Below are 13002 nucleotides of genomic sequence, written 5' to 3'. Positions count from 1 at the left end.
AGATTTGACTAATCATATGACTGTTCTCTTTGACGCTTAATCGTTAATGTCCTTTCGATATCTCGCAAGTAGTCGCCTTTAAGATGGAACGCTTTATGGTATAACAATCCGCTGATGCACACAAGTACGATAGGCATCACAATGACCATCATCCGTAATCCTTGTTGTGTCGCCATCGTTTGTGTCTCATTCGGTACAAAACCTAACATCGACAACCCTAAACCGACAATTAATGCAGAAATGGCCTGTGACGTTTTTGTCAAAAATGTGTTCGTTGACGTAATAATACTTTCATTACGGTGACCAAACTTCACTTCACCATAATCAATCACATCTGCAATCGCAATCGTCGTCATACCAATCATAAAACCTGTACCGATTCTTAAAGCCATCGCACCGATAACGACCCAAATGACAACCTTAGGCGCAACCCAACCGAAAATCAAAATCACTGCAAGGCCCCCAATGATACTCATCATCGCACTATTAAAAGCGGTTTGACGTCCAACTTTACGAATCCATAATGGTAGTAATAATAAACCTGCCATTTCAGCTAAAATCATCGCATTGAAATATGAAAAAAAGTGTGGCATAGCAACCACATATTTAAAGTAATAGATAATTGTCCCATTGAGCGTTTGCACACAGAGATTAAAGGTCAATAGCACGCCCATCATCGCGAGCAACTCTTTATTTTGAAATAAAATCCGCTTCACATCGCGAAAACGTACTTTAATGCCTTCTTGTTGTTCCATCGCACGATCTTCCGGGACGACAATGACCGTCACTGCAATCGTCACGATAAAGACGACACTACACAGTACCGCAAATGTAAAAATCCCAGTTGATGCATTACCATTCCCTAACTGTTCAATGAAATATAAGCCAAATGTCCCTACCGTAAATGCCGCAAGACTTGCAAAAAAGCGTGGAATGACAGACAGCGCTTCACGTTCCTTCGCTTGATGTGTCAAATTCGGCAACCAAGACCAGTACGGAATATCCATCATCGTATACGTCATGCCCCATAAAATGTACATGAAAGAAATGTAAACGTACATCCATATACCAGGTAAATCAAAATGGGTGAATAATAAAACTGTCACGACGGCATTGATTGCTGTCCCGATAACAAGCCATGTTTTAAACTTGCCGAAGCGGTTATGCGTGTTGTCGACAATCATCCCCATAAACGGATCGTTAATCGCATCCCAAATTCTCGCGATAAAAAAGAGTACACCTACAAAAGCCGGGGAAAGACCGACAATATCAGTGATGTAATACATGAGGTAAAGGCTGACGATATTAAAAATGGCGTCCTTGCCAATTGCACCAAAGCCAAATGATAGTTTTTGTATTTTTGATAATTGTTTCAAACGCTGATACCTTCTTTCTCTCTAATCAAAAGCGCTTTCATATATGTTTAACATAGCATGTTTGTTGGAAGTGTAATATTGCGTCATGGAGATAATTATTGTCATAATGTTTCCTATTCAGATACGTTTTTGAAACATTATTCGAATTTCCATGCTTTTATTGTGAAAGGACTATGCTCATGTTCATATATAAACAACATCGTCTTTAACGCCTTTCCACTTCACATTGAAATCCGTATATCACCTTACCACCATACAAATGCCACTCAAATATGGCTGTCTATTTGTGCACTTGTACAATAGTTTTAAAATCAAATCCTCGTCTTTATGATCCATTTCCTTTCATATTAAAACGCTCTCATTTGAAAGTGAGATGATAGAAAATCCCAACACCCCCAACGCTTTTCTCACTTTGATACTCACACATTTTCAAAATTCAAGTTGTTGTCAATCATCATTTCCTTTAGTTTTATTCATCATTCATATCGTTTGATATATTCATTTGCATAAAATTCACGTATAATAGGAACATCTTTTACCATTAAGGAGGGTGCCATTTGATAGAAATAAAAGACCTCAGAAGACACGGTTATCGTCAATTAGTATTAGGAATGATGGCGCTGTTTATCGTTATAGCGTTAGGACGTTTTGCTTTTACGCCCATCTTACCCTTTATGCAACTCGACACCGGACTGGATAACAGAAGCGTCGGTCTATTAGCAACTTTTAACTATTTAGGTTATTTAATCGGTGCCATGTTGCCTATTTTTTACATCATGAAAAATAAAGTTTTCGACTTAAAGTGTTATCTCCTCATCAATGTCGCAACGATGCTATTGTTTGGGATGACGCATCACTTTATCATTTGGTTACTCCTTCGTTTATTGAATGTTATTGCCAGTGGTGCTGTATTTGTACTCGCATCTAACATCACATTAGAAGCATTACATTTAGCGCGCCGTGAAGGCATTGCGGGATTGTTATATAGTGCAGTCGGTCTCGGCTTATTTTCGAGCAGTTTATTTATTTTCCTTTATACAGATGTAACGCATTGGCGTGAAACGTGGATTTGGCTAGGCAGTGCTGCTTTCATCTTAACGCTCATTATTATCGTACGTTTACATGAAAACCCAACTCTACCTGAACCAACATCTCATGAAACAGATGCACCTCCGAAAGTGATACGTTATTCTAAAAAGTTCTATATCCCCTTTGCCATTGCTTATTTTTGTGAAGGTGCTGATTATATCAGTACAGGAACTTTTCTCGTTGCAATCGTTAAAACGATGCCAACCTTATCGGAATATGCGGCACTCAGTTGGATGTTTGTCGGACTTGGTGCGATTCCAGCGACTGTGATCTGGTCACTGATTGGTCAGCGTATTGGTATTTGTCTTTCTGTCATCCTCGCATTTTTATTACAAATCATTGCGGTGTTGATGCCAATCTTTACAGTCAATGCTTTTGCAATCGCGCTCAGTTCAATGATTTTCGGCGCCACGTTTTTAGGCCTTACAACACTTTTCATGTCAAAGTCGCACCAAATCACATTTGAAACGAAAGGGAGCAACTTAGTCGCAGTGATGACATTGATTTACAGTGTAGGCCAAATGATCGCGCCTTACATTTCAGGCATATTGATCGAACGCACGCATAGCTATAATGACGCATTGCTCTTTGCTGCAGCGATTTTAGTCGTCGGCATATTGAGTAGTCTGTACAGCAAACGCTATGCACATCCGATTTAACATATATGCATAGAAAAACACCCCCAACCTTTCTTTATTTGAAGGCTTGGGGGTGTTTGGTTATATTTCGTGGACTGAAGTTTTAATTCCTTGGAAAGCGTCGCACGATCTAGCAATCTTTTTTATATTAATGTAAGTACATGTCACTTCGAATCACATGCCTAAAATCGTCTTAATCGTCAATCCGATGACTACCGTTGTCGTAATTAAGAAAAATCCTGGAATTAAGAAGCTCGTTACTTTTGTTGAGCGTGTCTCATCCACATCTACCGCAAATAAAATCGTCGGTTGTGCAGGTATCACAAAGTTGACGTTTAACGTTTGAACAATCGCAATGAAAAACATCGGTGGAATACCTAAGCTCAACACAATCGGTACCATAATCGAAGCGGTTGCAGATTGCGAAATGACAATCATCGCGACGAGTCCAACTAAAATAATAATGAGCCACGGTGCTTGTGCAATTAATTCGCCGATCCCGTCTTCCATCATCGCACGGTTCGACGGTGCACTGAATATCGTTGCGCCTAACCAACCCGGTCCTAACACTGCAAAAATCGCACCAATCGCAGCCTGTGTAATATGCGTTGTCAAGATTTGGTTTGGTTGAACTTTAACAAGCAGTAAATTAATCATCGCACTCATATACATAAACAGTTGCACTAAATCTGTCATCTGAAGTTCAACGACTTTACCATCTACTTGGAATTTTGGTCCAACTTCTGGGAAAATCCCGAAGAGCAAGATAAAACCGACCGAGACGATAAATGCAAACACACCTAATTTCACACGTGTATCATACTGCTTCGTCGTTTGTTCTTGGTCTAAAGCCATTTTTTGAAGCATCGTTTGTGCTTGTTGTTCGTCAATTTTTGTACGACCAACAAATGTGTTAAAACAGCTTAATACTAACATACTCAATAAGGCAGTTGGTAATACGATAGAAAGGTATTGTCCCATTGAAATGCCTAATCCTGCAAATTCTGAAATCATGTACGCTGTTGCTGAAGCTGCCGGACTACAAAGCAATGCAATGTTCGCTGTTAACACTGAAGCGGTCAATGCTTTTTTAGGTTGAATACGTGCTTTTAATGCTGTCTTCGCAATAATCGGTTCTAATGACAGCGCAATATTCGTTGTACCGATACCGAAAACAAACACAAATACAATCATAGGTGCAATAAAAATAATAGATTTCGGAAAACGTTCAATCATTTTTGATGCGAGGTGCACTAAGTAGTCAATCCCGCCTGTCGCTTGTAACGTCCCACCTGCAATACCGATAGATAAAATAATCAATACGGCTGTGACAGGTGCTGATCCCGGTGGTAAACCAAAACCAAAAATCATCACAATTTGGGCTACAAGTGCAAAAATCCCGCAACCGAGTGCCCCAGCAGTACGTAGGCCCAATACAATTGCGAGAATCATTATTAAAATTTCTATCGTAAAAAGAAGCATCTTTTTCTTCCTCTTTTCTAATTTTTCATGTGAATATTCTAACACAGTTACGTTATCCCTTTAACACGTAAAACCACAAATTCATGTCTAAAAAAGAACAATTGCATCATATTATTATTTCACATGAAATGAACACGATAGTCACTTTAAATTATTTTGGCATTATTACAAAATGTGTTTAATTTGTAATTATTGTATTTCTTTTAAAAACGCACGGATTTCATAAGCCATTTCTGGATCACGTAGCGCAAATTGAATCGTTGTTTTGACGAAACCAACTTTCTCACCGACATCAAATCGCTCACCTTCGAAACGGTAGGCGAATACTTGTTGAGACTGATTTAACCGCTCAATCGCATCCGTTAATTGAATTTCACCACCGGCACCTTCTTCTTGATCTTCTAAATAATCGAAAATATCAGGTGTCAACACGTAACGACCCATGATGGCTAAATTCGATGGTGCAGTGCCAAATGCTGGTTTTTCAACAAATTGTGTCACTTCATATAAACGATCGTGTTGATCTTTCGGGTCAACAATTCCATAACGATGTGTTTCATGTTCCGGCACTTCTTGGACACCGATGACCGATTTACCTGTTTGTTCATATTCTTCCATGAGTTGTTGAATCGCTGGCGTCTCTGATTCGACAATATCATCACCGAGCAATACCGCAAAAGGCTCGTCTCCGATAAATTGTTTCGCCGTCCAAATCGCATGCCCTAACCCTTTTTGTTCTTTTTGACGGACGTAAAACATATTTGCCAGTTGTGTCGCATGTTGTACCTTTTTTAACAAATCATCTTTACCTTTTTCAGCCAAGTTCATTTCGAGTTCAATTTGATTATCAAAATGGTCTTCAATCGCACGTTTATGTTTACCTGTAACGATGATAATATCTTCAATTCCCGCACGTACCGCTTCTTCAACGATATATTGAATCGTTGGTTTATCTAAAATCGGCAACATTTCTTTCGGCATTGCTTTCGTCGCAGGTAAAAAACGTGTACCTAAACCTGCTGCGGGAATCACTGCTTTCGTTATTTTCTTCATTGTGCGTTCCACCTTACTTTTCTATTTATTTAATCCCACATCAAACGCTGACCGCTGGATGTTTTAATTTATTTAAGTCGATGTCGTTATTAGTTTATCATGTCTTTTTTAATTATCATAACGTCCTATGAAACGATATGCCATGTCATACCCCTTTAGTGTTTTTTAGTTTTGTCATTCCATTTCATATCACACGCATATTGACCAACGCTGAAATAGACAATAGCACCGAAAACGTGATGACCAACACCTGAATCATGAAATCAAACTACATGCATTAAAGTAACAACAACAGGCATTTTTTATGACATGTTCATTTTGACAGCGCCAAAGCATAAGAAAGTCATAATATTAATTTTTTTCTCTACAAATTAAATAAATATTGGTAAGATAAATACAATACTTGAGATAGGAAAGGATTATACAAATGAAAAAATGGTTATGCTGTCTGCTCATGATACTTCTCTGTGGTTGTCAACAAGATACATCTATTGCAAATGATACATTAACCATTTATTCCCCTTATCCGAAACACCTGATTCAACCTATACTCAAAGACTTTGAACATCAAGAAAACGTGAAAGTGAGCGTCATTGAAGATTCGACACAAGTTTTATTATCGAAAATTCATCAGACACCGAAACATGCACGCGGAGATATATTTGTAGGTGGGGTGTTAAGTGAAACCATCGATCATCCTGAAGACTTTGTGCCTTATACAGCGCCTGACCTATCAAAGTTTCGCATTTCATTATCAGACCAACCTATCGTGACACCGTTCATCTTAATGCCGACCGTCATCGTTGTGAACACAGACTTACAAGGTGATATTCACATCAATGGTTATTTGGATCTCATGCAACCCGTACTCAACCAACAAGTCGCTTATTCGGATCCTAAAACGACAACGACAGGCTATCAACATATGCGTGGGTTATACCATATTCATGGAAGAACTGACGAGATTCATCAATTCAGACATCAAGCAGTAGCACTTCCAAAGTCTTCTGATGTGATTGCCCAAGTCGCTCAAGGTCACTATTATGCTGGACTCAGTTACGAACAAGATGCACGCACTTGGCTTCAAAAAGGATACCCACTCAAGGTGATTTATCCTATTGAAGGTACTGTGCTCAATGTCGATGGGATTGCTTTAATTAACAACCAACATCCTCATCCGAAAAGAACAGCACTGATACATTATTTAACAAGCTATACTGTACAACAACGGTTAGCCCAACAAAACGGGGTAAAACCGATACGTCGTGATGTCTCAGAAATCAAAGAACCCGGAATCGCACAATTAAGAGATATTCCAGTCATCCCAGAAACTGCATTGCCACATGAAAGTCATCAAAAATTTTTGGAGCGTGTAGAATGAAAACGTATCAACCTTATCGTTATCAATTGCGTCGGTCGCTATTTATTTCGACGATTTTTCCTGTTTTCCTTGTCATTTTACTTGGACTCGTGAGCTTTTATACTTTATACATTTGGGTCGAACATCGGCATATTCACCAACATTTACACGAGGCCGAGCATGATTTAGCCTATACTGAAACTCAAATTAAAACAACGCTTCAGACAGAGAAATCAACGTTGCGACAACTCGATTTATCTAATAAAGCCGATGTCACAACTTTGAAACGTTTGTTACTGAAACTTGTCCATCAACAACCTGGTACGGTCTATTACGTGGTCGATAACGGGAAATCATCTATTACGAACAACTATGAAAAGAAAGATGTCCACCAATTGTATTTAATGCATCAGCAACGTATCCAACTGTTGCATGAAACGGTTGCGCTGTCTTTCTATCTTGCGCAAACACCACATATGGAAGAAATTCAAGACCGTTATGGGCATACGACTTTAATTTTAGATCGCTTTGACAATATTTTATTTTCAAACACGGAACATTTTCATGTTGATGATACATTCCCACCCCCACCATTCGGCTTTATCTCAGAACGTGTCAAACTGAATGACAAAGGGGAGCAAATGATTCAATTCAAGGATGTCCATGACGCATTAGAAGATGGTCTACGATTGTTAGCCATCATCATTATTGCTTTCGTGCTATTGATGATTTTCGGGTTTATGAATGCACATCGAATGGCTAAACGTCAAACACGTGATATTGAATTAATGATTGACCGTATCAACCAAGCACAACGACGTGAACTCGGCGCATACCAACCTTTAGGCCAACCAAGTGAACTCGAAGATATCAACACTTATATTTATGAATTAGTGGAATCAAACGAAACCCTGATTCATTCCATTGAGCAAACAGAGCAGCAATTGCGAAAAATACAATTAAAGGAAATCGAGCGCCAGTTTCAACCGCATTTCCTCTTTAATACGATGCAAACGATACAATATTTAATCACACTGTCACCACGCCTAGCACAAAAAGTCGTCCAACAGCTGTCACAAATGTTGCGTTATACATTGCGGGTCAAGACCGACAAAGTGCCATTAAAAGAGGAGCTCGCTTACATTCAACAATATGTCACCATTCAAAATATCCGCTTCGATGACAGTATTACGTTAAATATTGACATGGATCAACGTCTTGAAAATGAGCTGATTTACAAAATGATGATTCACCCTTTAATTGAAAATGCGATCAAACACGGCCGTGAATCCGAACCATTAATCATCACGATACGCGTGAAACAAACCGCCAAATTTTTACGTATTTTCGTCCATGATAACGGGAGAGGTATGACAGAAGATAGACGTGCTCAAGTCAGACAAATGTTGCAGGAAAATGTATTTGACACATCACATTTGGGCTTGAATCACCTGAACCATAAAGCCCAAATTCAATATGACGTCCGTGCAAGATTGAGAATTTTTTCTGTTTTTCATCAAGGCACGCTCATCGCGTTTCAACTACCAAGAGAGGAGCAAACTGATGTATAAAGTGGTCATTTGTGATGATGAACGTATTATTCGTGAAGGACTAAAACAAGCAATTTCGTGGGAAGACTATCATTTTCATGAAGTGTGGCTCGCCAAAGATGGAATCGAAGGGTTATCGCTGATTCGGGAGCACCACCCTGACCTTGTCATTACAGACATTCGCATGCCACGAATGGATGGCGTTGAACTGTTAGAAGCGATTAAAGACTTGCCGTGCCAAAAGATGATTTTATCGAGTTATGATGATTTTGAATATATGCAAGCAGGCATTCATCATCACGTGTTAGATTATTTATTGAAGCCCATTGATCTGGAGCAACTCCATCAACGTTTAGCGCAATTTGTTCCACATGCACATGCTCATAAGCAAAAATCATCAATGACAACGATATTACCGGTATTTCAACCGTTAATGAAATTAGAGTATCCCGATTATTACGTCAACCACGTCGTGCATCACATCCAACATCATTACGATCAGAAGTGGCAAAGCGCTGCATTGGCAACAGAACTCGGCGTGAGTGAATCCTATTTAATGCGGGTTTTTAAAGCACATGTCGGTATTACGATGTTAGATTATTTAAATCGGTATCGCATTTATCAAGCCATATCACTCTTACAAAGTGGTGATAAACATTATGAAATTGCACATAAAGTCGGCTTTACTGATTATAAAAGTTTCAGCTATCATTTTAAAAAGTATTTACAGATGTCACCGCGAGAATATATGAATTCAAATCAGCAGTGACTGGTAAAGTTAAAAGATAGGAAAGGACAGGGACATCATCATTTTTGATGCTGTTGATGCAGTATTTTTTTAACTTTCCCTCCCTATGATTAATGGCTTCTGATTGCCCTCATGGCTTCGCGTTCCCAGGGGACTTGCCTCAACTCAATTTGGCTTGATAGATGTGAACACTGGATGGAAGCCAAATTGGATTTTCGGCTGCGTCTGATCCCTCGGGAGTCTCAGCCTCTGGTCAATCTTACATTAAATGCAGTCACCTCGGGAAAGTTTACAAAATGGAGACACCCCCATAATATCCGTTGATGACGTCCCATTCACCTTCATTTTTGGCTGTTTTATCATCATTAATCGATATATGTCCATAAAAAAATAGGGACTGGGAAAGCTTAATATCCCAGTCCTCTTCTACGATGCGCGAAAACCAAAATATGGAAATGTAAAGTCCTAGCCCCTAGTCAGCCTTGCGGGGCAGTACGACGAAATCTTTATTACACATGAGATTTCTGTACTGCTCCCAAAATCCATCAAAGCTTCCACTATAAATGTAACAGTAAAAGCAAAGTGCTGATTAGTTGCAGGGTCAGTCCCTCGGAAAACAAGTCCACGACGCCAATTGCGAAATTTAAAAAGATTATCAATGAGAACAATTTGATTAAAATATATCAATGTAAGACAATCAAAAAATTGATGTTTCAGCCTCTCTTATAAATATTATAGATTTAAACTTCTAATTTTCTTTTCTTCAAAATAAGCGACAAGACCGAGCAAGATGATACCTATAAAGAGTGCCGCATAAAAGACGATAAATACATCTGTCCAACCACTTAAAGTATAACCAAATACGGTTAAACCATCACGCTGCGGATCTGCAATTGCCGCGAGCCCCACTTTCGCCATTGAATCACCAAACAAATATGCAAACGAACCGGTCATTCCATTGGCGACACTGATTGCATTTTTCGGTACAAATCCTGTTAATGCAACACCGATGAGTAACTGTGGTCCAAAAATAAGTGCACCTAAAGCGAATAATGATACGTTCACCATTGTCACACTTGTTGCATGTGTATAGAAATGCACGACAAATGTAATTAAAAACATACAACCAATAGCGACAACCGCACGACGGCCTTTGAGTAAATCCGACACATAACCCCATAATAAACTTGCGACTAATGCGCCGATTTCAAAATAAAATATCGTATTCACGGCATCTGCCTTATCAAAATGAAGATATTCAGATACGTAAAGTGGTGCCCAGTTGTCGATACCAATTCTCACAATATATACAAAAACGTTAGACACACATAAAATCCAAATGACCGGGTTCTTTAAAATATATTTCGTGAAGATTTGCCATTTCGTCATGTCTTGTGCATCAATGTTTTCTTGTTCAACAGGCTCTTCCCAGATTTCTTCTGCACGGTTCCAACCGAGTTCTTCAGGGTCATCTTTACCGATAAAGAGTGTCGCCACCCCAATGATTAACGCAATCACTGCAGGGAATACAAACATCCCTATAACACTACCATGGAAGAAAACATTCGCGCCCCATAACGCAAGCCCCCCTGCAATCGCACCACCAATATTATGTGATGTATTCCAGAATCCTAAATAACGACCGCGTTTCGTACGTGGTGCCCAGCGTGATATGGTCGAATAACTTGCTGGTCCACCGACCGATTGAAATACCCCATTTAATCCCCATAACACAATCAATAGTCCCATTACAGAACCGAAATAACTTAACACAAATCCCATAATGAGGACGACTGTTGCAGATAAAACAAGTAAAAAGGAGATGATTTTTTTCGTATTACGACCATCTACAAAATAACCAAGTAACGTCTTCCCTAATCCGTATGTAATACTAAATGCTAAGCCGATATACCCGAGTTGTAATGTCGTCAGCCCAATCTCTTCTTTAAGTAAAGGTTGAGCCGCCTTAAAGTTATTACGAATCAAGTACATCGCCATGTAAGCAAAAAACACAACTAAGAACGCTTGCAAGAAATAGCGTAGCCAAAGTTTACGTTGCATTGAAAGCGAGATCCCTTTATTAGGAATTTTTTGAATGTCGAAAAAGCTCATGTTGTTCACCTCTGTCTTCTTTTGACTTCACTATAGCACTGGGTGTAAGCGCTTAATATCCTAAAAATTATCGTTTTATCCGAAATACTGAACAAAGGCGTTTTATTGAACCATTGCACCTACATTTTCTGTTTCGTTGTTGCAAATTTCAATATTTCATCACAAATGGTTCAAAATTTCGAAATTATCTGCAACTTTTTATTGCGGATATAAAAAATGAAAATTACACTGATGTTGTAACCATTTTTTTATAAGGAGGAATCGTTTTATGAAAAAAATTGCTATCGCTGGCGCAGGTGCTATGGGCGGACGTATTGGGAGCCAAATTAAAGAAGCCGGTTACGATGTGAAATTGATCGACACGTGGGAAGAACATGTGAATGCGATTAATGAAAAAGGGCTTGAAATCCAAACAGAGACTGAAACTTACACGTTACAGATCCCTGCCATTCTACCGCATCAAGTGAACGAAACATTTGATTTAGTCATCATTTTAACGAAATCAATGCATGCCGAAGAAATGTTACGTACGCTTTATGACAAAAATGCTATTAATGAAGATACAGCTTTACTGTCTATGATGAATGGTTTAGGTCATGGCGATCGTCTATCAGCCATTGTCCCAAAAACACAAATCTTTTTAGCTGTAACAATGTGGACAGCGGGATTACGTGGACCTGGTCAATTGTTACTAGAAGGACAAGGGTCTATCGAATTCCAACGTGCTGATGGTCACGCGGATGAACGTACAGAGCGCATTAATCAAATTTTTAACGATGCAAAATTAAATGCCACAATTAGTGATAACGTATTTAAGTCTATTTGGAGTAAAGCAACATTAAACAGTGTTTTAAATCCACTTTGTACGATTTTAGACAAAACGATTAATGAATTCAGTCAATATGACAAATCACGTGACATTGTCGAACCACTTATTGCAGAAATTGTTGCAGTTGCTGAAGCGAAAGGCGTCTCATTAAATGCGGAAACATTGCTCAAAAAGATTGAAGCAGCGTATCCAAATGAAGCACAAGGGTTACACTATCCTTCAATGCATCAAGATTTATACCACGGACGTTATACCGAAGTCGACTACTTAAACGGTCAAATCGCAAAATACGGTCGTGAGCTCGGTATTGCTACACCAAATAACGAAATGTTGACACACTTGATTCATGAATTAGAAATGAAGCACGTGAAATAAGCCGTGTCATTTTAATCATCTTGAATGAGGTAAGCATGTTGATCAGAGGACCCTCTTTTTTTACCCCGATAGGTCAACATACTTACCTTTTTGTGTTTTTTCAACCTTCCCCTTAAAATACGCACAAATTAGTGAAATGACAACGTACCCTATACTTCACATACGATATGAAAATGAATCGTAGCATCACAAAAATGTATATCTTTTTCGTTAAAATTTTGACATAAAAAGCATAAAAATACATACATCATCTTACTGTTAAAAATTTTTATGTCATTTTTTCAGAAAATTATGTTGATTTTTTTACTAACCGCGTTTATACTTTTTACATAGCAAGCAACAAAATATATTTTAAAATCTTATTCGTCGACGAAGGGCTTTGCTATCTTT

9 protein-coding genes are annotated in these 13002 nt (G+C 38.7%); 5 read left to right on the top strand and 4 right to left on the bottom strand.

Annotated features, from left to right (window positions below):
* Nucleotides 1–8: 8 nt before the first annotated feature.
* A complete protein-coding gene (melB, locus tag CD138_RS04270) occupies nt 9–1376 on the bottom strand; it encodes a melibiose:sodium transporter MelB (protein ID WP_019168643.1) in 1368 nt (455 codons plus the stop codon).
* A 557-nt stretch (nt 1377–1933) separates the two neighbouring features.
* Between melB and CD138_RS04265 the strand changes: the two genes are divergently transcribed.
* On the top strand, nt 1934–3124 hold the full coding sequence (locus tag CD138_RS04265; protein WP_019168642.1) for a YbfB/YjiJ family MFS transporter: 1191 nt from the start codon (nt 1934–1936) through the stop codon (nt 3122–3124).
* Between the two features lie 153 nt (nt 3125–3277).
* Here CD138_RS04265 and CD138_RS04260 read toward each other — a convergent pair whose 3' ends face one another.
* Nucleotides 3278–4585, bottom strand: coding sequence for an anaerobic C4-dicarboxylate transporter family protein (locus CD138_RS04260; protein ID WP_019168641.1), 1308 nt, complete (start codon nt 4583–4585; stop codon nt 3278–3280).
* A 189-nt stretch (nt 4586–4774) separates the two neighbouring features.
* Nucleotides 4775–5638, bottom strand: coding sequence for a UTP--glucose-1-phosphate uridylyltransferase GalU (gene galU / locus CD138_RS04255; RefSeq protein ID WP_019168640.1), 864 nt, complete (start codon nt 5636–5638; stop codon nt 4775–4777).
* Nucleotides 5639–6059: 421 nt separating this feature from the next.
* On the opposite strand from galU, the gene CD138_RS04250 reads away from it, so the two are divergent.
* The 3 genes from CD138_RS04250 to CD138_RS04240 are packed head-to-tail and all read left to right on the top strand — an operon-like array spanning nt 6060 to nt 9317.
* Complete coding sequence (locus CD138_RS04250; RefSeq protein ID WP_026066856.1) at nt 6060–7019, top strand: extracellular solute-binding protein; 960 nt, start codon at nt 6060–6062, stop codon at nt 7017–7019.
* A complete protein-coding gene (locus CD138_RS04245) occupies nt 7016–8569 on the top strand; it encodes a sensor histidine kinase (protein ID WP_019168638.1) in 1554 nt (517 codons plus the stop codon). Before CD138_RS04250 ends, CD138_RS04245 begins: the two co-directional genes overlap by 4 nt.
* Nucleotides 8562–9317, top strand: coding sequence for a response regulator transcription factor (locus CD138_RS04240; protein WP_019168637.1), 756 nt, complete (start codon nt 8562–8564; stop codon nt 9315–9317). Before CD138_RS04245 ends, CD138_RS04240 begins: the two co-directional genes overlap by 8 nt.
* A 711-nt stretch (nt 9318–10028) precedes the next feature.
* On the opposite strand, the gene uhpT is transcribed toward CD138_RS04240, so the two are convergent.
* The gene (gene uhpT, locus CD138_RS04235; RefSeq protein ID WP_019169011.1) at nt 10029–11408 is read right to left on the bottom strand and encodes a hexose-6-phosphate:phosphate antiporter UhpT; all 1380 of its coding nucleotides are present in this window, start codon (nt 11406–11408) and stop codon (nt 10029–10031) included.
* A gap of 268 nt (nt 11409–11676) precedes the next feature.
* On the opposite strand from uhpT, the gene CD138_RS04230 reads away from it, so the two are divergent.
* Complete coding sequence (locus CD138_RS04230; protein WP_019169010.1) at nt 11677–12612, top strand: ketopantoate reductase family protein; 936 nt, start codon at nt 11677–11679, stop codon at nt 12610–12612.
* Nucleotides 12613–13002 lie beyond the last annotated feature (390 nt).

Origin of the sequence: Staphylococcus intermedius NCTC 11048 (assembly GCF_002902385.1) — a bacterium.
GTDB lineage: Bacteria > Bacillota > Bacilli > Staphylococcales > Staphylococcaceae > Staphylococcus > Staphylococcus intermedius.
This window is presented reverse-complemented; position numbering and strand designations above follow the sequence as displayed.